Genomic DNA, 20,811 nt, shown 5'->3' on the forward strand with positions numbered 1-20,811 from the left:
CGACATGTCAGAAGAGCAGCTTCCGGAGCACCACGGCTCCGCCGGCGAGGTGGCCGACCACGGCGACCCGTTCGCCGACCCGGGCCTGCCGGCCCACGAGCCCCGTCGCACCGACATCGACGAGCGGGCCGCCAAGCGCGCCGAGCGCCAGGTCTCGCTGATGTTCGTGATCTCGATGATCGCCACCATCGGCTTCATCGCGTCGTACGTGGGCATCGACCCCGACAAGATCGTCTACATCTTCCCGCTCGGTCACATCAGCGCGCTGAACTTCGCGCTCGGCCTGACCCTGGGCGTCGCGCTGTTCCTGATCGGCGCGGGCGCGGTCCACTGGGCCCGCACCCTGATGTCGGACGTCGAGCTGCCGGCCGAGCGTCACCCGATCGAGGCCGACGACGAGGTCCGCGCGGACGTCATCAACCAGTTCAAGACCGGTGCCGCCGAGTCCGGCTTCGGCCGCCGGAAGATGATCCGCAACACCCTCATCGGCTCGATGGCGCTGGTCCCGCTCTCCGGCGTGGTCCTGCTCCGCGACCTCGGGCCGCTGCCCGAGAAGAAGCTGAAGGAGACGGGCTGGAGGGAGGCGACCCCGGCCAAGCCGCTGCAGCTCATCAACATGAGCACCAACCAGCCGATGAAGGCCGATGACATCGTCATCGGCTCGCTGACCTTCGCCATGCCCGAGGGTCTGCACGTCCACGACGAGGACTTCCAGCAGGCCATCGCCAAGGACGCCCTGATGCTGGTCCGCATCGCGCCGGACGACATCAAGGACGACAAGTCCCGGGACAAGGGCTTCGAGGGCATCCTCGCCTACTCGAAGATCTGCACCCACGTCGGCTGCCCGATCAGCCTCTACGAGCAGCAGACCCACCACGCGCTCTGCCCGTGCCACCAGTCGACCTTCGACCTGTCGGACGGCGCGCGCGTCATCTTCGGCCCGGCCGGTCACCCGCTGCCGCAGCTGAAGATCACCACTGACGAGAAGGGCTTCCTGGTCGCCACCGGCGACTTCGACGAGCCTGTCGGCCCGAGCTACTGGGAGCGTCCTCGATGAGTAGCGCGAGCAGCACCACCTCCGATACCGCCAAGCCCGCCAGCACGCGCGCCAACCCCGCCAACAAGTGGGAGGCCGCGGCTGACTGGACGGACGGCCGGCTGGGGATCTACTCCCTCGCCAAGGCCAACCTGCGCAAGATCTTCCCGGACCACTGGTCCTTCATGCTGGGCGAGATCTGCCTCTACTCGTTCGTCATCATCATCCTGACGGGCGTGTACCTGACGCTGTTCTTCAAGCCGTCGATGGCCGAGGTCGTCTACAACGGCTCGTACGTGCCCCTCAAGGGCATCGGCATGTCCGAGGCGTACGCGTCGACCGTGAACATCAGCTTCGAGGTCCGCGGCGGTCTGCTGATCCGCCAGATCCACCACTGGGCCGCCCTGGTCTTCGTGGCGGCCATGCTCGTGCACATGATGCGCGTGTTCTTCACCGGCGCGTTCCGCAAGCCGCGTGAGGTCAACTGGGTCTTCGGCTTCCTGCTGCTGGTCCTGGGCATGTTCGACGGCTTCTTCGGCTACTCGCTCCCCGACGACCTGCTGTCGGGCACCGGCATCCGCTTCATGGAAGGCGCGATCCTCGCCGTCCCGCTGGTGGGCACCTACATCCAGATGTTCCTGTACGGGGGCGAGTTCCCCGGCACCGACATCATCCCGCGGTTCTTCACCATCCACGTGCTGCTGATCCCCGGCATCATGCTCGGCCTGCTGGTCGCGCACCTGATCCTGGTCTTCTACCACAAGCACACCCAGTGGGCGGGCCCGGGCAAGACCGAGAAGAACGTCGTCGGCATGCCGCTGATGCCGGTCTACATGGCCAAGGCCGGTGGCTTCTTCTTCCTGGTGTTCGGCATCATCGCCGCCATCTCGGCGATCGCCTCGATCAACCCGATCTGGGCGTACGGCCCGTACCGCCCCGACCAGGTGTCCACCGACGCCCAGCCGGACTGGTACATGGGCTTCTCCGAGGGCCTGATCCGCGTCATGCCGGGCTGGGAGATCAGCCTGTGGGGCCACACCCTGAACCTGGGTGTCTTCGTCCCGCTGATGATCTTCCCGCTGGTGCTGGTCGCGATCGCGGTCTACCCGTTCATCGAGGGCTGGATCACCGGTGACAAGCGCGAGCACCACATCCTGGACCGCCCGCGCAACGCCCCGGTCCGCACCGCCCTGGGTGCCGCCTGGATCAGCCTGTACCTGGTGCTGCTGATCGGTGGTGGCAACGACCTGTTCGCCACCCACCTGCACCTGTCGCTCAACGCGATCACGTACTTCGTCCGCACGGGCTTCTTCGTGGTCCCGGTCATCACCTTCATCGTCACCAAGCGCTGGTGCCTCGGCCTCCAGCGCCGCGACAAGGAGAAGGTGCTGCACGGCCGCGAGACCGGCGTCATCAAGCGCCTGCCGCACGGCGAGTTCGTCGAGGTGCACGCCCAGCTGCCGCAGAAGGACCTGTTCAAGCTCACCGCACACGAGCAGAACCAGCCGGTCGAGCTGCCGGCCCAGACGGACGAGAACGGCGTGGCCGGCAAGGCCGGCGTCCTCACCCGCACCCGGGCCAAGCTCTCCCGCGGCTTCTACGGCGAGGGCAGCCAGATCCCCAAGCCCACCGCCGAGGAGCACCACGAGATCACCAGCGGCCACGGCCACCACTGATCCCGTCCGCACCGCAGCGCCGCACCCGAGGGCCGCTGACCAGAGTTCTTCTGGTCGGCGGCCCTCGGGCTTTGCCGTCTCCCCAGCCCCGAAGCCCCCAGGCATCCTCAGGAGCCCCTCGTGAAGCTGTCCGTCGACCCCGCCTCCGCCACTGCCCCGTACGAGCAGATCCGCGCCCGGATCGCCGAGCTCGCCCGTTCGGGCGAACTGCCCACCGGTACGCGGCTGCCCACCGTCCGGGCCCTGGCCGAGGAGCTGGCGCTGTCCGCCGGGACGGTCGCCCGCGCCTACCGGGAGCTGGAGGCCGACGGCGTCGTGGAGACGCACGGCCGGCGCGGCACGCTGATCGCGGCCACCGGCGACACCGCGCACCGGATGGCCGCCGAGGCGGCCACCGAGTACGCCGAGCGGGTGCGCCGGCTCGGGCTGTCCCGCGGGGACGCCCTGGCTGCCGTGGACACCGCGCTGCGGGTCGCCTTCCCGGAGGAAGAGGGCTAGGAGGGCCCCCGGAGGGCCGCTCAGACCTCCGGGCGGATCATCCCCGCGGCGGGGGCCTGCGTGGTCGGGACGGTGGTGCTGAGGGGCTTCCCGAGGGAGCTGTGCTTGACCCAGTCCGCCCAGGACACGTTCCAGTCCCCGAAGCCGTTGCCGAACGGCTCCATCGTGGCGCCGTGGCTGTTGACCACCGTCACCAGGTCCCCCACCCGGGTGTTGTCGTAGAACCACTTGGCGTTGTCGGTGCTCATGCCGGTGCAGCCGTGGCTGACGTTCTCGTAACCCTGCGAGCCGACCGACCACGGCGCCGCGTGGACGTACTCGCCGCTCCACGTCACCCGGGTGGCCCACTCGACGTTGAGGTCGTAGGCCTCCGAACTGCCCGAGGCTATGCCGATCGTCTCGCCGTTCATCCGCACCGAGCGCTCCTGGCCGAGCACCACCTTGATGCCGTTGCGGGTGTCGAAGCCGGGCTTGCCGGTCGTCACCGGGATGGTCCGGACGACCTCGCCGTCGCGCTTCAGGGTGAGCTCGTGGGCGGCCGCGTCGATCACCGACTCGACCCGCGCCCCGATCCGCAGCTTCAGGCTGCTGCGGTCGCCGCCGTACAGGCCGTCGGCGATCCGGGTGCCGGTGCCGTCGAAGGCCAGGCCGACGGTGGTGCCGACGGGCCAGTACTCCTCCGGACGGAAGTGCAGGTTCTTGTCGTCCACCCAGTACCACGCGCCGGTGACGGCGGGCTGGGAGGTGACCGTCAGGGCCCGCTCGACCTCCTGACGCGCCTGCGGGTCCTTGACGGCCTCGGAGAGCTGCACGGTGAGCGGCTGGCCGACCCCGTAGACGCCGCTGCCGGAGGAGTCCGGGCCGAGCTTCGCGGTGAGCACGCGCTGGGCGGCGAGGGTGCTGAAGTCCTGGGTGGTCTCGCCGCGCCCGCCCTTGCCGTCGTCCGCGGCGATCCGGACGCTGTACGACGCCGAGGCCTTCAGCCGGCCGGTCGTCTGCCAGCTGCGCTGGTCGTCCGCGAGCTTGCCCGCCACCACCCGGCCGTCCGGGCCGACCACCGTCACGTCGGTCAGCGTGCTGCCGGCGACGGCGGTCACGGTGACCGACTGGGCCGGGTCCACCTTGCCCTCGGCCGAGAGGTGGACCAGCCGCGCCGCGTCGACCTTGTGCGGGCCGCTGGGTCCGTCGTCACCTCCCGCCGAGCAGGCGGCGAGCGGGGTCAGTACTGCCAGGGCCAGCGAGATGCCGCCGAGACCCGCTATTCCGCGCCTGTCGGCCATGACCGCCTCCGGGGGTTCGCACGATTGATCAGATCGTAGGAACGCCTTGCCGTGGAGCGACATCCGAGCGACCCCGCGTTGACCCGGGTGAGTGAGTCGCTCACCCCGGGGACGCAACAGGGGCCGGCCCCCCTTGCGGGAGGTCCGGCCCCTGCCTGTGCGGCGGAACCTACTGGTTCTGGTTCTCGCCCCGGTAGAACTCGAAGACCCAGCCGAACAGACCGATCAGGATGATCGGGATCGACCAGAACAGCAGCCACCAGCCGAAGATCACGCCCATGAAGGCCAGCGAGCCGCCGATGGCCAGCGAGAGCGGCTGCCAGCTGTGCGGGGCGAAGAAGCCCAGCTCGCCGGCGTCGTCCGCGACCTCGGCCTCGGGGTTGTCACCCGCGCCGCTGTCCACCCGGCGGGCGGTGAACGCGAGGTAGTACCCGATGAAGGCGCACAGTGCGAAGGCCAGGAACAGCGCGGTGGTACCGGCGGCCTCGATGCCGTGGTCCGAGTGGTTCGTCCACAGGCCGTAGGTGATCGCCATCGCCAGGACGAAGACCGCCAGGCCGAGGAAGATCTTTCCCTGTTCCTTCATCAGGCGTCGCCGTCCTTCTTGCCCTTGCCGAGCTGCGGGGCGTCGTACTTCGCCGGGGTCACGCCGGCGAGGTGCTTGGCCTCCTCGCCGTGGTTCTCCAGGTAGTCCAGCGCGGCGATCTCCGGGTGGTGGAGGTCGAAGGCCGGGGATTCGGAGCGGATCCGCGGGAGGGTGAGGAAGTTGTGCCGCGGCGGCGGGCAGGAGGTCGCCCACTCCAGCGAACGGCCGTAGCCCCACGGGTCGTCGACCTCGATCTTCTCGCCGTACTTGGCCGTCTTCCAGACGTTGTACAGGAACGGCAGGATCGACATGCCGAGCACGAACGAGCCGATGGTCGAGACGGTGTTCAGCGTGGTGAAGCCGTCCGAGGCCAGGTAGTCGGCGTAGCGGCGGGGCATGCCCTCCGCGCCGAGCCAGTGCTGCACCAGGAAGGTGGTGTGGAAGCCGAAGAACAGCGTCCAGAAGGTGATCCTGCCGAGGCGCTCGTCCAGCATCTTGCCGGTCATCTTCGGCCACCAGAAGTGGAAGCCGGCGAACATCGCGAAGACGACGGTGCCGAAGACCACGTAGTGGAAGTGGGCGACGACGAAGTACGAGTCCGAGACGTGGAAGTCGATCGGCGGGGAGGCCAGCAGGACACCGGTCAGACCACCGAAGAGGAAGGTGACCAGGAAGCCGACCGTCCAGAGCATCGGGGTCTCGAAGCTCAGCGAGCCCTTCCACATGGTGCCGACCCAGTTGAAGAACTTCACACCGGTCGGGACCGCGATCAGGAAGGTCATGAAGGAGAAGAACGGCAGCAGCACCTGTCCGGTGACGTACATGTGGTGCGCCCACACCGTCACGGACAGACCGGCGATCGCGATGGTGGCCGCGATCAGGCCGGAGTAGCCGAACATCGGCTTGCGGCTGAAGACCGGGATGATCTCCGACACGATGCCGAAGAACGGCAGCGCGATGATGTACACCTCGGGGTGACCGAAGAACCAGAACAGGTGCTGCCAGAGCAGCGCGCCGCCGTTGGTCGGGTCGAAGACGTGCGCGCCGAACTTGCGGTCCGCCTCCAGGGCGAACAGCGCGGCGGCCAGCACCGGGAAGGCCAGCAGGACCAGCACCGCGGTCAGCAGGACGTTCCACACGAAGATCGACATGCGGAACATCGTCATGCCCGGGGCACGCATGCAGATGATCGTGGTGATGAAGTTGACCGCACCGAGGATCGTGCCGAAGCCGGAGAAGGCCAGACCCATGATCCACATGTCGCCGCCGACACCCGGCGAGTGCACGGCGTCGGACAGCGGCGAGTAGGCGAACCAGCCGAAGCTGGCGGCGCCGTTCGGGGTGAGGAAGCCGGCCACCGCGATGGTCGAGCCGAACAGGTACAGCCAGTACGCGAACATGTTCAGACGCGGGAAGGCCACGTCCGGGGCGCCGATCTGGAGCGGCATGATCCAGTTCGCGAAGCCCGCGAACAGCGGGGTCGCGAACATCAGCAGCATGATCGTGCCGTGCATCGTGAACGCCTGGTTGAACTGCTCGTTCGACAGGATCTGGGTCCCGGGACGAGCCAGCTCGGCACGCATGACCAGGGCGAGGATGCCACCGATCAGGAAGAAGGCGAACGACGTGCCCAGGTAGAGGGTGCCGATCGTCTTGTGGTCAGTGGTCGTGAGCCACTTGATGATGGTCGCACCCGGCTTGCGGGTCCGCTGCGCCCCGACCGTGACGGCCTCGGCGCCCCCGCCGGCCGCGGCGGGCTCGTTGAGGATGGTCACTTCTCTTCACTTCCCATGGAGATGACGCCCGAGGGCACCGCGCCGGCCTGGCCCTTGGCCCGGAGGTCAGCCAGGTGCTTGTCGTAGTCGGCGCGGTCGACGACCTTGACGTTGAACAGCATGCGCGAGTGGTCGGTGCCGCAGAGCTCGGCACACTTGCCCTTGTACTCGCCCTTGACCGTCGGCGTGACCTCGAACTTGTTCACCACGCCCGGCACGACGTCCATCTTCATCATGAAGTTGACGGGCCAGAAGTCGTGGATGACGTCACGCGAGGTGAGACGGAACTGGACCGTCTCGTTGACCGGCAGCCACAGCGTGGGCGCGTCCTTGGGGGTGCCCACCTCGTACGCGGCGTCCTTGTTGGCCGGGTCGGGGGTCTCGGTGTTCTCGTAGTTGAACGCCCAGCTCCACTGGAAGCCGACCACGTTGACGTAGTGCTGCGGCTTCGCGGAGACGGAGGTCAGCTTGCTCTCGTCGCGGGCGACGAAGTAGAAGAGCACCGAGACGATGATGATGGGGACCGCGGTGTAGAGCGCCTCGATGGGCACGTTGTACCGGGTCTGCGGGGGGATCTCCACACCGGTGCGGCTGCGCCGGTGGAAGATCACGCTCCAGATGATCAGACCCCACATCAGTACGCCGACCACCAGCGCCGCGATCCAGGAGCCCTGCCACATCCGAAGGACCAGGGGCCCTTCCGCGGTGACGGGGCTCGGGAGGCCAAGCCTGGGGAGGTCGTTGGCCGAGCAGCCGGTGGCGGTCGCGATGACGAGGCCCAGTGCCAGCGCCTGAGGCAGCTTCCGCCGCATCGTGCGCCGCGGCGAGCGGTCGGAGCCGTTGGGACTCACGTAGCGCCTTCCCGAAGTCTCGCCCGCCTTCGCGTCGCCCCGAGGAGGACTTGCCCTCCCCGGCGACCCGTCCACGGGCACGGTTTGAATGCTTATGCGGGCCAAACCCTACTCCAGCCTTATGCGCTCCTGACGGGCAGCCCCCGGTAACGCGCCGCCCGGTCGCCCGATCAGGCCCGGCAGGGGCTACGCCGCAGGTCATCGCAGGCATTCGAGGTCCGTACCCCCGATCGGGGGATGACCTCCCGGAACGAGACTGACGGTCCGTCGGACACGGACGAAGCGGACATTCGGGATGATCGACTGACGGGCGGTGAGCAGCGCCGCCGGGCTCCGGAGCGGCCCGGCGTGTCGTTAAATGTGACCGTGTACTTCGACGTGGCTTCGACGGCGCCGCTCCACCCCGTCGCGCGGCAGGCACTGACCGCCGCGCTGGACGAGGGGTGGGCCGATCCGGCGCGGCTGTACCGGTCCGGACGGCAGGCCCGGATGCTGCTGGACGCCTCCCGCGAGACGCTCGCCGAGGTGCTCGGCGCCCGGGCGGACGAGATCTCCTTCACGGCGAGCGGCACCCAGGCCGTCCACCTCGGCATGCTGGGGGCGCTGGCGGGGAACCGGCGGCGCGGCCGGCACCTGGTGCACTCGGCGGTGGAGCACTCCAGCGTGCTGCACGTCGCCGAGCGGCACGAGGCGGGCGGCGGGGCCGTCTCGGTGGCGCCGGTGGACCGGGCCGGGCGGGCCCCGGCGGACGGCTTCGCCGGGTTGCTCCGGGCGGACACCGCGCTGGCCGTGCTGCAGAGCGCCAACCACGAGGTGGGGACGGTCCAGCCGGTCGAGGAGGTCGCCGGGCTCTGCCGGGAGGCCGGAGTCCCGCTGCTGGTCGACGCCGCGCAGAGCGCCGGCCGGGTCGGCGTGCCCGCCGGGTGGTCGCTGCTGACCGCGAGCGCGCACAAGTGGGGCGGGCCGCCCGGGGTCGGGGTGCTGGCGGTGCGCAAGGGCGTCCGGTACGCCTCGCCGCTGCCGGCCGACGAGCGCGAGGGTGGCCGGGTGCCCGGCTTCGTCAACGTCCCGGCGATCGTGGCCGCGGCCGCCTCGCTGCGGGCCGTGCGGGCCGAGGCCGAGCGGGAGAACGCCCGGCTGCACGCGCTGGTGGAGCGGATCCGGGCCCGGGTGCCGCAGCTGGTGCCCGAGGTCGAGGTGGTCGGCGACCCGGTGCGGCGGCTGCCGCACATCGTGACGTTCTCCTGCATGTACGTGGACGGCGAGGTGCTGCTGACCGAGCTGGACCGGGCCGGGTTCGCCGTCTCCTCCGGCTCCTCCTGCACCTCGTCCACGCTCACGCCCAGCCACGTGCTGGCCGCGATGGGGGTGCTCACCGAGGGGAACGTCCGGGTCTCGCTGCCGTACGGGACGGCCGAGGCGGACGTCGAGCGGTTCCTGACCGTCCTGCCGGAGCTGGTGGCCGGCGTCCGGGCGCCGCTGGGGCTGGACCTGCCGGCACCGTCGGCGACCGTGGAGGCGGCGGAGGCGGCGGAGACGCTGGTCGTCGATGCGCTCGGCAAGCGGTGTCCGCTGCCGGTGATCGAGCTGGCCAAGCGGATCGGCGAGGTGCCGGTGGGCGGCACGGTCGCCGTGCTGGCGGACGACGAGGCGGCCCGGCTCGACATCCCGGCGTGGTGCGACATGCGCGAGCAGGAGTACGCGGGCGAGGCCCCGGCCGCCGATTACGGCGGCGACCGGGGCTCGGCCTACCTGGTGCGGCGCACTACTTGACCAGGTGGGCGCGGATGTCCGCGGCGGCGTCGGCGCCGTAGGCGTCCTCGAAGCGCTTCAGGAAGGCGGCCGGGCGCAGCTCGTACTCCTGGGTGCCGACGGTCTCGATCACCAGGGTGGCGAGCATGCAGCCGAGCTGGGCGGCGCGCTCCAGCTCCAGGTCCCAGGAGAGGCCGGTGAGGAAGCCGGCCCGGAAGGCGTCGCCGACGCCGGTCGGGTCGGCCTTGGTCTCCTCGGGGGCACAGCCGACGAGGACGGCGGGCTCGCCCTTGCGCTCGATGCGCACGCCCTTGCTGCCGAGGGTGGTGATCCGGGTGCCGACGCGGCCGAGGATCTCGTCGGCGTCCCAGCCGGTCTTGCTCTCGATCAGCGCGGCCTCGTACTCGTTGGTGAACAGGTACGCGGCGCCGTCGACGATCTCGCGGATGTCGTCGCCCTCCAGGCGGGCGAGCTGCTGGGAGGGGTCGGCCGCGAAGGCGTAGCCGCGGGTGCGGCACTCCTGGGTGTGGCGGACCATCGCCTGCGGGTCGTCCGCGCCGATCAGGACGAGGTCCAGGCCGCCGACCCGGTCGGCGATCGGCTTCAGCTCGATGCTGCGGGCCTCGGCCATGGCGCCGGTGTAGAACGAGGCGATCTGGTTGTGGTCCTCGTCGGTGGTGCACATGAACCGGGCGGTGTGGCGGGTCTCGGAGATGTGGACGGACCGGCAGTCCACGTTGTTGCGCTCCAGCCAGCTGCGGTACTCGGCGAAGTCCGCCCCGGCCGCGCCGACGAGGATCGGGTTCAGCCCGAGCACGCCCATGCCGAACGCGATGTTCGGGGCGACGCCCCCGCGGCGGATGTCCAGGGTGTCGACCAGGAAGGACAGCGACACGGTGTGGAGCTGCTCGGCGACCAGCTGGTCGGCGAACCGGCCGGGGAACGTCATCAGGTGGTCGGTAGCGATCGAGCCGGCGACGGCGATGCGCACGGGAGGTCTCCTCAGGATGGCGGCGGGGCCATGGGCGAGCGGGGTTGTTAACCCGTTCACGGTACCGGGCGGGCGCGGCGAGGTCCCACGAGTGCCGGAAATGGCACCGGCTCCGGGCGAACGTGTACTACCTCCGAGTAGCACTGGTGGGCGGGAAGAACGTGGTCCTAGGTTGGCGGGAGGGGCGCGCCGGACCCGGCCGGCCCCGGTGACCGCGGCAGTGCGGCCGCGGCACGACCCTGATCGGAGCGGTGCCCGATGATGCCCAGTCCTTCTTCGCTCCCCGTGCTGCGCGGCGACGCGGACGGCGAGACGCTCGACGCCCTGGTGGACTCCTCCCGGCGGCTGCGCCGGTTCTGGCCACTGCTGGCGGCCGGCCCCCAGCCGAGCGCCCCCGTGCTCGCGGGCTTCCGGGTGCCGTCCGGCGCCCAGCGGCTGGTCGCCGGGATGGCCGAGTACGGCAACTGAGGCTCCGGGGGCCCGGACGGGAACCGGATCCGTCCGGGCCACGTCACATCCGCGCGGAGCGGCCCCGGAGGCGGCCCCGCTGAGCTCTCGGGAGGATGTGCACATGGAGCAGGAGAGGATGCCGCGCGGTCGGCGGGCGGTGGCGCTGGCGGGTCTGGTGCTGGCCGCGGCGGTGACGGTGGCCGGGTGCAACGGGGACGGGAAGTCGTCCTCGGAGGCGGCAGCCACGGCGGCGGCCACGGCGACGGCATCGGGCTCCCCGGTGGCGCCGACGCCGTCCGACGGCGCGTCGGCCGGCGCGTCCGCGGGCGCGCCCACCGCCGGTGCCTCCGGCGGACCGGCCGCGTCGGCCACGGCGCCGGCACCGGCCGCGACGGCCACGGGCTCCGTGCCGCCGGCCCCGGCGCAGCCGACGGGGGCCACTCCCCCGGGCCCCGGCATCGCGGTGGGCGAGCCGAACCCGAACGGGCCGTCGCCGGCGGTGCGTCCGGCGGTCACCTACCGGGTGGACGGCAGCAACAAGCTGACCGTGTACTTCTATGGCGGGGTGTGCCAGCAGTACGCGCTGAAGGCGGACGAGTCGCACCCGGGCCAGGTGGACGTCAAGGTCGTCGTGGCGGCGCCGGTGAAGTCCGGGCAGGTGTGCAGCGAGCTGGCCAAGCGGCAGACGGTGTCGGCCGACCTGCGCGCCCCGCTGGCCGGGCGGACGGTGAACGACCTGTCCACCGGCAGCGCGATCCCGCTGGAGGCGGACCCGCACATGGGCCCGGACCCGGTCGGGCCGGACGGCGCCGCGAAGTAGCGGGACGCGGGCACGACGAAGGCGGCCCCGGGGAAGACCCCGGGGCCGCCTTCGTCAGTCGTTCGAGCGCTGGGCCGCCGAGGCTCAGCTGAACGAGTCGCCGCAGGCGCAGGAGCCCGTGGCGTTCGGGTTGTCGATCGTGAACCCCTGCTTCTCGATGGTGTCGACGAAGTCGACGGTGGCGCCGCCCAGGTACGGGGCGCTCATGCGGTCGGTGACGACCTTCACGCCGTTGAAGTCCTTGATGACGTCGCCGTCGAGCGAGCGCTCGTCGAAGAACAGCTGGTAACGCAGGCCGGAGCAGCCACCGGGCTGGACGGCGACACGAAGCGCGAGGTCATCGCGGCCTTCCTGCTCCAGCAGGGCCTTGACCTTGCCCGCGGCGGCATCGGTGAGGAGGATGCCACTCTCTACGGTGGTCTCGTCCTGGACGGTCATCTGCTTTCTCCCGGTCTTTGACGACGGTCTGCCGCCAGTGCCAACCAAGGGCCGTCCGGATTCATTTCCCGGACGGCTGTGGTTTTGCGGCCTCTCGGCGGCGGATTTTCCGTGGGCCGGGTGTGCCACCCGCGTCCCCTACGGTTCCCATGCTCGCACAACCCGGATGGAGCGGTCACCGCCCGAGCCCCCGATCCGGGCGAACGGGCCCCGCGGCGGCGCGGCGGACGCCAGGATGGTGGCATGATCCTGCGCCAGGTCAGGGACACCGCCGCCGACGCGGAGGCCGTCCAGGAGATCGCCCTCGCCTCGTCCGCCGCCTCCGGGCACGGCGCCCCGGGCGCCGTGCCGTCGCCGGTGCGGCTGGCGCGCACCAGACACCTGGCCCGCACCGATCCGCAAGGCTGCTGGCTCGCCGAGAGCGCCGGGGAGGCGGTCGGCGCGGTGCTGTCGATGCGCCGGGAGGGGCTGTGGATGCCGTCCCTGTTCGCGGTCCGGCCGCAGGCGCAGGGCAAGGGCGTCGGGCGGTTGCTGCTGGAGCGGGCGACGGCCCACGGGCGCGGGTGCCTGCGCGGGATGGTGTGCGTGCCGCAGTCCGCGGCGGCGGCCCGCCGCTACCGGCTGGCCGGGTTCACACTGCACCCGGCGATGCGGCTGGACGGCCGGGTGGACCGCGCCGGGCTGGTCGACCCCGGGGACATCCCGGTGCACCGCGGCAACGCGACCCACCGGCACCTGCTGGACTCGGTGGACCGGCGGCTGCGCGGCTCGGCGCACGGGCCGGACCACGAGCTGATGCTCGGCCACTTCGAGGAGCTGCTGATCGCCGACGCGCTGGCCGGCAGCGGCTACTGCTACCGCGACGGCGGCGAGGTGAAGCTGCTGGCCGCCACGAGCAAGCGGATCGCCGCCCGGCTGCTGCGCGAGGCGCTGGCCCGGGTGCCGGAGGGGGTGCGGGCGCGGGTGGACTTCCTCACCGCCGAGCAGGAGTGGGCGCTGGACGTCGGCCTGGAGGTGGGGCTCAGCCCGGGGCCCGGGGGCTACGTCGGCCTGCACGGGATGCGGCCGCCGGCGCCGTACCTGCCGAGCGGGGCCTTCCTGTAGCGAGGTCGCGGTGGGCGCGCCGCGGCCCCGCCGGAGGTGCTCCGGCGGGGCCGCGGTCACGGGCGTGGGGCTCAGGCCATGGTGTCGAGGATCTCCCGGACCATCTCCATCGTGGTGCCGGGGTGCAGGAAGGCGAACCGGGCGACCGTCTCGCCGTCCCAGCCGGTGGGGGTGACGAAGCCGATCTGGTCCGCGAGTAGTTGCTGCGACCAGCGGTAGTAGTCGTCGTTGGTCCAGCCGGTGCGCTTGAAGCAGACCGCGGAGAGCTGCGGGTCGAACAGCAGCTCCAGGTGCTCGGTGTCGCGGATCAGCTGCGCGGTGTCCTGCGCCAGCTTGAGGCCGGTCTCGATGGCGTCGGTGTACGCCTGGGTGCCGTGCACGGCGAGCGAGAACCAGAGCGGCAGGCCGCGGGCGCGCCGGGTCAGGTGGTAGGCGTAGTCGGTGGGGTTCCACTCGTCGCCCTCGGTGTGCAGGACGTCGAGGTAGGAGGCGTCCTGGGTGTGGACGGCCCGGGCGAGCTGCGGGTTGCGGTAGATCAGCGCGGCGCAGTCGAAGGGGGCGAACAGCCACTTGTGCGGGTCCACCACGAACGAGTCGGCGTTCTCGATGCCGTCGTAGCGGGCGCGGACCGAGGGGGCGAACAGGCCCGCGCCGCCGTAGGCGCCGTCCACGTGGAACCACATGTCGCGCTCGCGGGCGACCTCGGACAGGCCCTGGAGGTCGTCGACGATGCCCTCGTTGGTGGTGCCGGCGGTGCCGACGACCGCGATCACCGTCTCGGGGTGGGGGTCGGCGGCCAGGGCGGCGCGCAGTGCCTCGCCGGTGAAGCGCCGGTCGACGGTCGGGACCTTGAAGGCCTCGACGCCGATGATGTTGAAGGTGTTCTTGACCGAGGAGTGCACCTGGTCGGCGACCGCTATGCGCAGGCGCGCCTCCGGTCCGACGCCCAGCTTGCGGCGCGCGGTGTCGCGGGCCACGACCAGGGCGGACAGGTTGCCCGCCGAACCGCCGGAGACGAAGCAGCCGCCGGCCGACTCGGGCAGGCCCGCGCGGTCGGCGATCAGGCGCAGCACCTGGTTCTCGGCGGCGATCGCGCCGGCCGCCTCCAGCCAGGAGATGCCCTGGAGGGAGGCGCAGGAGACGACCATGTCGAACAGCAGCGCGGCCTTGGTGGGGGCGCACGGGATGAAGGACAGGTAGCGCGGGCTGTCCGCGGAGATGACGGCGCGGGACAGCTCGTGGTCGTAGAGCTTGAGCACGTCGGCCGGGCTGTTGCCCTCGGGGTTCAGCAGGCCGGCCAGCTGGGCGCGCAGGTGCTCGCCGTCACCGGGGTGGTCGAGCGGGACGGGGTCGTACTGCAGCCGCTCCCGCATGTAGTCGAATACCAGGTCGACCAGTTCGTTGTCGGGCCGGTGCATGCGGTCGGGTGCTGCGGACACGGCTGTCCCTCTCGGCTGTGGGTGTCGGGGGATCCGGCCGGGCGGGGAGCGTTCACCGCGCTGACCGGACGTGATCAGCGTAGGCAGCGCAGGGTGCGTGCCGCGCGTCGGAACGCGGCTGGTCAGGCAGGTTTCGAGCGTCTTCGGGCCGGTCCGCGCAGGATTCCTGCGTGCCGTGCGGGGGCGGCGCCGGCAGGGCCGTCCGGGTCAGCCGATCAGCTGGGACAGCACGACGGAGGAGCGGCTGCGCTGGACGCCGGGCTCGCGGCGGATGCGCTCGATGACGGCCTCCAGGTGGCGCATGTCGGCGGCGCGCAGGTGCACCAGGGCGTCCGGATCGCCGGTGACCGTCCAGGCGGCGACGACCTCGGGGAACTGGCGCAGGCTCGCGAGGATCTCCTCGGGCGCGGTCCGCTCGCGGCAGTACACCTCGACGAAGGCCTCGGTCTGCCAGCCGAGCACGGCCGGGTCGAGCACCACGGTGAAGCCGCGGACCACCCCGCGGGCCCGCAGCCGGTCGATCCGGCGGCGGACGGCGGTGGCGGAGAGGTTCACCTGGAGGCCGATCTCGGCGTAGGAGGCGCGGCCGTCCCTGCCGAGGCGGGCGAGGAGCAGCCGGTCGGTCTCGTCCAGGTCCGCCCCGGTCACCTCGTGCGCTCGGCTGCTGCTCATCGGTGCGGGGCTCCACGGGTCGTGCGGGGATCGGCGACGGGACGACGGTGGCCGGTCTGCCGAAACGGTTCGGCACCCATTCTGGCGGATGACATGAGCGAGTTCATCGTCGGCGGATGACCGGGAGGCGTACACCAGGGCGCCGCCCGGAGGGGCCCGGATATCGATTCGGCCACGCGAGGAAGCATCCGTTCCGGCGAGCGGTTCTCGTCACATCGACAGGATGGCCATCGTCACTCTGACGCGAACCGGTTAGAATAGATAGTGTCAGATAGACGAAAAGGCTTCACCGCTTGCTCGGCCGCACAGAAGGGCACTCGCCCGTGACCACCACCATCACCGAGACCTACGGCGTCGACCCCACTCCGACGCCGCTCGCTCTGCTGCTGCTCGGCCGGGAGGCCGACCCGAACAGCGAGCGCGGCGTCGAGTGCCCCGGTGACCTCCCCCCGGCCTCCGACCCCGACCTCGTCGAGCGCGCCCGGGCGGCCAAGGCCGCGCTCGGCGACCGCGTCTTCATCCTCGGCCACCACTACCAGCGCGACGAGGTGATCGAGTTCGCCGACGTCACCGGCGACTCCTTCAAGCTCGCCCGGGACGCGGCGGCCCGCCCGGAGGCCGAGTTCATCGTCTTCTGCGGCGTGCACTTCATGGCCGAGTCCGCGGACATCCTCACCGGCGACGACCAGAAGGTCGTCCTGCCCGACCTCGCGGCCGGCTGCTCGATGGCCGACATGGCCACCGCCGAGCAGGTCGCCGAGTGCTGGGACGTGCTGACCGACGCCGGCGTGGCCGACGTCACCGTCCCGGTCTCGTACATGAACTCCTCCGCCGATATCAAGGCCTTCACCGGCAAGCACGGCGGCACCATCTGCACCTCCTCCAACGCCAAGCGCGCCCTGGAGTGGGCCTTCGAGCAGGGACAGAAGGTCCTGTTCCTGCCCGACCAGCACCTCGGCCGCAACACCGCCGTGCGCGACATGGGCCTCTCGCTGGACGACTGCGTCCTGTACAACCCCCACAAGCCCAACGGCGGCCTGACCGCCGAGCAGTTGCGCGACGCCAAGATGATCCTGTGGCGCGGCCACTGCTCGGTGCACGGCCGGTTCAGCCTGGACTCGGTCAACGACGTCCGCGAGCGCATCCCCGGCGTCACCGTCCTGGTGCACCCGGAGTGCAAGCACGAGGTCGTCGCCGCCGCGGACATGGTCGGCTCGACGGAGTACATCATCAAGGCGCTCGACGCCGCCGAGCCCGGCTCCAAGTGGGCCATCGGCACCGAGCTGAACCTCGTCCGCCGCCTCGCCAAGGCGCACCCGGACAAGGAGATCGTCTTCCTGGACCGCGCGGTCTGCTTCTGCTCCACCATGAACCGGATCGACCTGCCGCACCTCGTCTGGGCACTGGAGTCGCTGGTCGAGGGCCGGGTGCCGAACGTGATCGCCGTCGACCCGGAGACAGAGCGCTACGCCAAGGCGGCGCTGGACCGGATGCTCGCCCTGCCGTAACGGCACGCACGCACGAAGGGCGGGCCCCCTCCGAGTGGAGGGGGCCCGCCCTTTCGTCTGGCGCGGAGCGGTGCGGAAGGCTACTCCGGATACCCGGGGATGACGCCCTCGTCGTCGGCCATCAGCAGGGCGCGGACCTCGTCGAGCGTCGCCTCCGCCGCCGGCAGGATCAGCTCGGACGGCTCCAGCGAGTCGTCCGGCAGCCGGGTGCCGTACTGCTTCACGGCGTCCAGCAGCTTGGCGTACGCCGAGCGGAAGAGCTCCTCGTCCCCCGAGTCGACCGCGGTGACGAGCTCCGCGTCGAGCTCGTTGAGCAGGCTGAGGTGGGCCTCGCCGACCTCGAACTGCCCCTCACCCATGACCCTCATGATCATGCCGTGCGTCTCCCTAGGTTCGTGGGTGGAGCTCAGCTCACTTGTTGTAGTTGATGCGCGGGGTGTCCTGCGGGTGGGCGTCCTGCGGCGGCTGCTGCTGCTTGCCCTGCTCGATCGCGGCCGGACCGGAGGCCGGGCCGCCCGACAGTTCGGCCTTCATGCGGGCCAGCTCCAGCTCGACGTCCGAACCGCCGGCCACGCGCTCCAGCTCCGCCTCGATGTCGTCCTTGCGGCCGAGGCCGCTCGCGTCGTCGAGCGCGCCGGAGGCCAGCAGCTCGTCGATCGCGCCGGCCCGCGCCTGCATCTGCGCGGTCTTGTCCTCGGCGCGCTGGATCGCCAGGCCGACGTCGCCCATCTCCTCCGAGATCCCGGAGAAGGACTCGGCGATGCGGGTCTGCGCCTGGGCCGCGGTGTAGGTGGCCTTGATGGTCTCCTTCTTGGTGCGGAAGGCGTCCACCTTGGCCTGCAGCCGCTGGGAGGCGAGCGTCAGCTTCTCCTCCTCGGCCTGGAGCGCCTGGTACTGCGCCTCCAGGTCGGTGATCTGGGACTGCATGTTGGCCTTGCGGGTCAGCGCCTCGCGCGCGAGGTCCTCGCGGCCGAGCGACAGCGCCTTGCGGCCCTGGTCCTCGTACTTCGCGGACTGCTGCTGGAGCTGGGTCAGCTGGAGTTCCAGGCGCTTGCGCGAGGTCGCGACGTCCGCGACGCCACGCCGTACCTTCTGCAGCAGTTCGAGCTGCTTCTGGTACGAGTAGTCGAGCGTCTCACGGGGATCCTCCGCCCGGTCCAAGGCCTTGTTCGCCTTGGAGCGGAAGATCAGCCCCATACGCTTCATGATTCCGTCGCTCATGGGCCTCGGGTGCCCCCTTCTCCGGCCTGCGGTCTCTATCTCGTTACCAGACACGACGAGTGTATGTGCAGCGAGCCCGTCGCCGCAGTGCACCTGCCTGCAACAAGACTGCTACAGCGCTGGGTGCCTCTTCCTCATCCCCCGGGTGGATCCCGTGCTCATCCCCCCCATCCTCCTCCCGACTGATCCCCTACGGGAAGGGGCCGGAGAACCCCGGGTGGGTTCCCACCTCGCGGATCGATACGCGTTTGCGTCCGAGGCCGCCCCGAGAAGCGCCGCCGCACCCCGTACGCTGGTGGTGTGTTCCGACGCCGTTCAGATGATGCCGCTGCCTCCACCGTGCTGGAGAAGCAGGACGAGACGACCCAGGCCCGCGACCCGCAGGCCAAGAAGGGCCGGCCCACTCCCAAGCGCAGTGAGGCCGAGGCCAGCCGGCGTACCCGGGTGACCGTGCCCAAGGACCGCAAGGAGGCCGCCAAGCAGGCGCGCGACCGCATGCGGGTCGAGCGCGAGAGGCAGCGCCAGGCGCTCATGGATGGCGACGAGCGCCACCTGCCCGCGCGCGACAAGGGCCCGGTGCGCAAGTTCGCCCGCGACTACGTGGACGCCCGCTGGTCGCTGGCCGAGTTCTTCCTCCCCGCGGCCGTGCTGATCCTGGTGCTCAGCATCGTCAAGGTGCCGGCCCTGCAGATGCTCTCCACCCTGCTGTTCCTGCTGTTCTTCGTGCTGGTCGCGCTGGACTTCGTCCGCCTCGGCCTGGGCCTGCGCAAGCAGCTCGGCGAGCGCTTCGCCGGCCAGAACACCCGCGGGACGGTCGCCTACGGCCTGATGCGCATCCTGCAGATGCGCCGACTGCGGCTGCCCAAGCCGCAGGTGCGTCGCGGGGAGAAGCCCTGACCGCCGAACCGGTGGACTCCGGCTGGGCCCCTCCGTCCTGGGAGGGGCCCGGCCTCTACGCGTTGCCGGGCCAGGGGGACGGCGGGCACGACCGGCTCGGCCAGGAGCGCGCGGGCCAGGAACGCCGGCTGCCCTCCCGCAGCGGCTCCTTCGCCGGCGGCACCGCCGCGTGGCTGGACCGGCTCGGCGGACTGCGCAACTTCGTGCGCCAGGAGCTCGTCGCCCGGCAGCTCGCCGAACAGCTGACCGGCCGCACCGCCCAGCGCGTCCTCGACATCGGCTGCGGCCAGGGCACCCAGGCGCTGCGCCTGGCCCGGGCCGGCCACTACGTCACCGGCATCGACTCCGATCCGGTCGCGCTCGGCGTCGCCCAGGGGGCGCTCGCCGAGGAGGCGCCCGAGGTCCGCGGGCGGATCCAGCTGCTCAGCGGCGACGGCCACCAGTGCGGGCGCTGGTTCGGCCCGCGCAGCTTCGACGTGGTGCTCTGCCACGGCGTCCTGATGTACCTGCCCGACCCGGACCCGATGATCGCCTCGCTGGCCCGGCTGCTCGCCCCCGGCGGGCTGCTCTCGCTGCTGGTCCGCAACCGCGACGCGCTCGCCCTGCGGCCCGCCGCCGCCGGGGACTGGCGGGCCGCCCTGCACGCGTTCGAGAGCGACCGCTACTACAACCGGCTCGGGCTGGCCGCCCGCGCCGACCGGCTCGCCGACCTGGCCGTCACCCTCTCCGAGGTGTCGGTGCCGCTCGAGCACTGGTACGGCGTGCGGGTCTTCACCGACAACGCCCCCGACGACGCGACCCCGCCGGTGGACGGGCGCCAGCTGGCCCAGCTGCTGGAGGCCGAGGACCGCGCCGGGCGCACCGACCCCTACCGGCAGGTGGCCGCGCTGCTGCACGTCATCGGGGCCAAGTAGCGCCCCCCGACGGGCGGTTGCTCCGGTCAGTCCTCGTGCAGGCTCATCGAGTAGACGACCCGGTCGTCCTCCAGCAGGACCGCGTTGTCGACGCCGTCCTCGGCGAGCTGCTTCCACGTCTCGCCGATCCACGTCTCGGCGTCGCCCTGGCCGGCGAACTCCTCGTGCCCGACGCCCGGCGCCAGCTCGCTGCCGTCCGCCTTCTCGTACCGCCACGTCCAGACCATGCCCGGCTCCTCCCGCCGACGACGCTGCCAGTGTGCTGCGCGCACCTTAGCCTGCCCGGCCCGATCTTCCGTATGCCTGGTCCGGCAGGATGGGCACCATGGCGACCCACCCCGAACCCTCCCGCACGCTCCTCCTCGGCGGTGCGCGCTCCGGCAAGTCCACCAAGGCCGAGCAGCTCCTCGTCGACCGGGCGGACGTGCTGTACGTCGCCACCGGCGGCACCCGGGACGGCGACGCCGAGTGGGCCCGGCGCGTCGCCCTGCACCGCGAGCGGCGCCCGGCGAGCTGGCGCACCGCCGAGACCCGCGACCTGGAGGCGGTCCTCGCGGACACCACCGATCCGGCGCCGGTGCTCGTCGACTGCCTCGCGCTGTGGCTGACTTCGGTGATGGACGAGTGCGGCGCCTGGGACGACGAGGCCTGGCTCGGCGGCGCGGAGGCCGCCGTGCAGCGGCGCTGCGACGCCCTCGCCCGGGCCTGGGCGGCGACCGGGCGGCACGTCGTCGCCGTGAGCAACGAGGTCGGCATGGGCGTCGTCCCGGCGACCGCGGCCGGCCGCCGCTTCCGCGACACCCTGGGACGGCTCAACATGGCCGTGGCGGACGCCTCGCAGCGTGTGCTGCTGGTCGTGGCCGGGCAGGTTCTGACGGTCAAGCCAGCCGCAGCGTGAACACC

21 protein-coding genes and 1 pseudogene are annotated in these 20,811 nt (G+C 71.3%); 11 read left to right on the forward strand and 11 right to left on the reverse strand.

Features of this window, described 5'->3' with window-relative positions; translation table 11 throughout:
* Window positions 1-4: 4 nt before the first annotated feature.
* The 3 genes from qcrA to PUR71_RS19965 all read left to right on the forward strand — a co-directional run bounded on the left by qcrA (window position 5) and on the right by PUR71_RS19965 (window position 3,210).
* Window positions 5-1,057 (forward strand): cytochrome bc1 complex Rieske iron-sulfur subunit, encoded by a 1,053-nt coding sequence (qcrA, locus tag PUR71_RS19955; protein ID WP_329928396.1) that lies wholly within the window; start codon window positions 5-7, stop codon window positions 1,055-1,057.
* A complete protein-coding gene (gene qcrB / locus PUR71_RS19960; protein WP_329928397.1) occupies window positions 1,054-2,712 on the forward strand; it encodes a cytochrome bc1 complex cytochrome b subunit in 1,659 nt (552 codons plus the stop codon). The genes qcrA and qcrB overlap by 4 nt, the downstream gene beginning before the upstream one ends.
* Window positions 2,713-2,832: 120 nt before the next feature.
* Window positions 2,833-3,210, forward strand: a complete 378-nt coding sequence (locus tag PUR71_RS19965; RefSeq protein ID WP_329928398.1) for a GntR family transcriptional regulator — start codon at window positions 2,833-2,835, stop codon at window positions 3,208-3,210.
* A gap of 20 nt (window positions 3,211-3,230) precedes the next feature.
* Here the strand turns inward: PUR71_RS19965 and PUR71_RS19970 are convergent, their stop codons facing one another.
* The 4 genes from PUR71_RS19970 to ctaC all read right to left on the reverse strand — a co-directional run bounded on the left by PUR71_RS19970 (window position 3,231) and on the right by ctaC (window position 7,702).
* Complete coding sequence (locus PUR71_RS19970; RefSeq protein WP_329928399.1) at window positions 3,231-4,490, reverse strand: L,D-transpeptidase; 1,260 nt, start codon at window positions 4,488-4,490, stop codon at window positions 3,231-3,233.
* Between the two features lie 169 nt (window positions 4,491-4,659).
* The gene (locus PUR71_RS19975) at window positions 4,660-5,076 is read right to left on the reverse strand and encodes a cytochrome c oxidase subunit 4 (RefSeq protein WP_329928400.1); all 417 of its coding nucleotides are present in this window, start codon (window positions 5,074-5,076) and stop codon (window positions 4,660-4,662) included.
* Entirely contained in the window at window positions 5,076-6,851 is a 1,776-nt protein-coding gene (ctaD, locus tag PUR71_RS19980; protein ID WP_443077490.1) for an aa3-type cytochrome oxidase subunit I, read from the reverse strand. The genes PUR71_RS19975 and ctaD overlap by 1 nt, the downstream gene beginning before the upstream one ends.
* Complete coding sequence (ctaC, locus tag PUR71_RS19985) at window positions 6,848-7,702, reverse strand: aa3-type cytochrome oxidase subunit II (RefSeq protein ID WP_329928401.1); 855 nt, start codon at window positions 7,700-7,702, stop codon at window positions 6,848-6,850. The genes ctaD and ctaC overlap by 4 nt, the downstream gene beginning before the upstream one ends.
* 360 nt (window positions 7,703-8,062) lie before the next feature.
* Between ctaC and PUR71_RS19990 the strand changes: the two genes are divergently transcribed.
* A complete protein-coding gene (locus PUR71_RS19990; protein ID WP_443077497.1) occupies window positions 8,063-9,475 on the forward strand; it encodes a cysteine desulfurase/sulfurtransferase TusA family protein in 1,413 nt (470 codons plus the stop codon).
* Here PUR71_RS19990 and PUR71_RS19995 read toward each other — a convergent pair.
* Window positions 9,468-10,445, reverse strand: coding sequence for a carbohydrate kinase family protein (locus PUR71_RS19995; protein ID WP_329928403.1), 978 nt, complete (start codon window positions 10,443-10,445; stop codon window positions 9,468-9,470). The two genes, PUR71_RS19990 and PUR71_RS19995, sit on opposite strands and share 8 nt — an antisense overlap.
* 261 nt (window positions 10,446-10,706) lie before the next feature.
* Between PUR71_RS19995 and PUR71_RS20000 the strand changes: the two genes are divergently transcribed.
* A complete protein-coding gene (locus PUR71_RS20000) occupies window positions 10,707-10,913 on the forward strand; it encodes a hypothetical protein (protein WP_329928404.1) in 207 nt (68 codons plus the stop codon).
* Window positions 10,914-11,016: 103 nt separating this feature from the next.
* The gene (locus PUR71_RS20005; RefSeq protein ID WP_329928405.1) at window positions 11,017-11,715 is read left to right on the forward strand and encodes a hypothetical protein; all 699 of its coding nucleotides are present in this window, start codon (window positions 11,017-11,019) and stop codon (window positions 11,713-11,715) included.
* A gap of 84 nt (window positions 11,716-11,799) precedes the next feature.
* Here the strand turns inward: PUR71_RS20005 and erpA are convergent, their stop codons facing one another.
* Window positions 11,800-12,153 carry an iron-sulfur cluster insertion protein ErpA gene (erpA, locus tag PUR71_RS20010; RefSeq protein WP_218198075.1) on the reverse strand — a complete coding sequence of 118 codons (354 nt, stop codon included), beginning with the start codon at window positions 12,151-12,153 and terminating at the stop codon, window positions 11,800-11,802.
* A 243-nt stretch (window positions 12,154-12,396) separates the two neighbouring features.
* Between erpA and PUR71_RS20015 the strand changes: the two genes are divergently transcribed.
* Window positions 12,397-13,257, forward strand: coding sequence for a GNAT family N-acetyltransferase (locus tag PUR71_RS20015; RefSeq protein WP_329928406.1), 861 nt, complete (start codon window positions 12,397-12,399; stop codon window positions 13,255-13,257).
* 71 nt (window positions 13,258-13,328) lie between these two features.
* On the opposite strand, the gene PUR71_RS20020 is transcribed toward PUR71_RS20015, so the two are convergent.
* A complete protein-coding gene (locus PUR71_RS20020; RefSeq protein WP_329928407.1) occupies window positions 13,329-14,696 on the reverse strand; it encodes a pyridoxal phosphate-dependent decarboxylase family protein in 1,368 nt (455 codons plus the stop codon).
* A gap of 207 nt (window positions 14,697-14,903) precedes the next feature.
* Entirely contained in the window at window positions 14,904-15,368 is a 465-nt protein-coding gene (locus PUR71_RS20025) for an Lrp/AsnC family transcriptional regulator (protein ID WP_329928408.1), read from the reverse strand.
* Between the two features lie 323 nt (window positions 15,369-15,691).
* Here PUR71_RS20025 and nadA point away from each other — a divergent pair, with 323 nt between their 5' ends.
* Window positions 15,692-16,876, forward strand: a complete 1,185-nt coding sequence (nadA, locus tag PUR71_RS20030) for a quinolinate synthase NadA (protein ID WP_443077491.1) — start codon at window positions 15,692-15,694, stop codon at window positions 16,874-16,876.
* A gap of 80 nt (window positions 16,877-16,956) precedes the next feature.
* Here the strand turns inward: nadA and pspAA are convergent, their stop codons facing one another.
* On the reverse strand, window positions 16,957-17,250 hold the full coding sequence (gene pspAA / locus PUR71_RS20035; protein WP_329928409.1) for a PspA-associated protein PspAA: 294 nt from the start codon (window positions 17,248-17,250) through the stop codon (window positions 16,957-16,959).
* A 37-nt stretch (window positions 17,251-17,287) separates the two neighbouring features.
* Window positions 17,288-18,097, reverse strand: coding sequence for a PspA/IM30 family protein (locus PUR71_RS20040; RefSeq protein WP_329928410.1), 810 nt, complete (start codon window positions 18,095-18,097; stop codon window positions 17,288-17,290).
* Window positions 18,098-18,397: 300 nt separating this feature from the next.
* Between PUR71_RS20040 and PUR71_RS20045 the strand changes: the two genes are divergently transcribed.
* Together PUR71_RS20045 and PUR71_RS20050 are read left to right on the forward strand one after the other, a co-directional pair.
* Window positions 18,398-18,994, forward strand: coding sequence for a DUF3043 domain-containing protein (locus PUR71_RS20045; RefSeq protein WP_329928411.1), 597 nt, complete (start codon window positions 18,398-18,400; stop codon window positions 18,992-18,994).
* Between the two features lie 203 nt (window positions 18,995-19,197).
* Window positions 19,198-19,908, forward strand: a complete 711-nt coding sequence (locus PUR71_RS20050) for a methyltransferase domain-containing protein (RefSeq protein WP_329928456.1) — start codon at window positions 19,198-19,200, stop codon at window positions 19,906-19,908.
* A gap of 26 nt (window positions 19,909-19,934) precedes the next feature.
* Here the strand turns inward: PUR71_RS20050 and PUR71_RS20055 are convergent, their stop codons facing one another.
* Window positions 19,935-20,135, reverse strand: a complete 201-nt coding sequence (locus PUR71_RS20055; RefSeq protein ID WP_329928412.1) for a hypothetical protein — start codon at window positions 20,133-20,135, stop codon at window positions 19,935-19,937.
* Window positions 20,136-20,251: 116 nt separating this feature from the next.
* Between PUR71_RS20055 and cobU the strand changes: the two are divergent.
* Window positions 20,252-20,806 (forward strand): annotated as a pseudogene (cobU, locus tag PUR71_RS20060) (bifunctional adenosylcobinamide kinase/adenosylcobinamide-phosphate guanylyltransferase); the annotation flags it as partial.
* Between the last annotated feature and the right edge of the window lie 5 nt (window positions 20,807-20,811).

Source organism: Streptomyces sp. SP17BM10, from assembly GCF_036322405.1.
GTDB lineage: Bacteria > Actinomycetota > Actinomycetes > Streptomycetales > Streptomycetaceae > Kitasatospora.

Bases quoted from the DNA above. Each gene is read 5' to 3' on its own strand.
- qcrA (WP_329928396.1), top strand. From the start codon at position 5: ATGTCAGAAGAGCAGCTTCCGGAGCACCACGGCTCCGCCGGCGAGGTG.
- PUR71_RS19975 (WP_329928400.1), bottom strand. From the start codon at position 5,076: ATGAAGGAACAGGGAAAGATCTTCCTCGGCCTGGCGGTCTTCGTCCTG.
- PUR71_RS20040 (WP_329928410.1), bottom strand. From the start codon at position 18,097: ATGAGCGACGGAATCATGAAGCGTATGGGGCTGATCTTCCGCTCCAAG.
- PUR71_RS20025 (WP_329928408.1), bottom strand. From the start codon at position 15,368: ATGAGCAGCAGCCGAGCGCACGAGGTGACCGGGGCGGACCTGGACGAG.
- PUR71_RS20015 (WP_329928406.1), top strand. From the start codon at position 12,397: ATGATCCTGCGCCAGGTCAGGGACACCGCCGCCGACGCGGAGGCCGTC.
- PUR71_RS19970 (WP_329928399.1), bottom strand. From the start codon at position 4,490: ATGGCCGACAGGCGCGGAATAGCGGGTCTCGGCGGCATCTCGCTGGCC.
- pspAA (WP_329928409.1), bottom strand. From the start codon at position 17,250: ATGATCATGAGGGTCATGGGTGAGGGGCAGTTCGAGGTCGGCGAGGCC.
- qcrB (WP_329928397.1), top strand. From the start codon at position 1,054: ATGAGTAGCGCGAGCAGCACCACCTCCGATACCGCCAAGCCCGCCAGC.
- erpA (WP_218198075.1), bottom strand. From the start codon at position 12,153: ATGACCGTCCAGGACGAGACCACCGTAGAGAGTGGCATCCTCCTCACC.
- PUR71_RS20055 (WP_329928412.1), bottom strand. From the start codon at position 20,135: ATGGTCTGGACGTGGCGGTACGAGAAGGCGGACGGCAGCGAGCTGGCG.
- PUR71_RS20005 (WP_329928405.1), top strand. From the start codon at position 11,017: ATGGAGCAGGAGAGGATGCCGCGCGGTCGGCGGGCGGTGGCGCTGGCG.
- PUR71_RS20000 (WP_329928404.1), top strand. From the start codon at position 10,707: ATGCCCAGTCCTTCTTCGCTCCCCGTGCTGCGCGGCGACGCGGACGGC.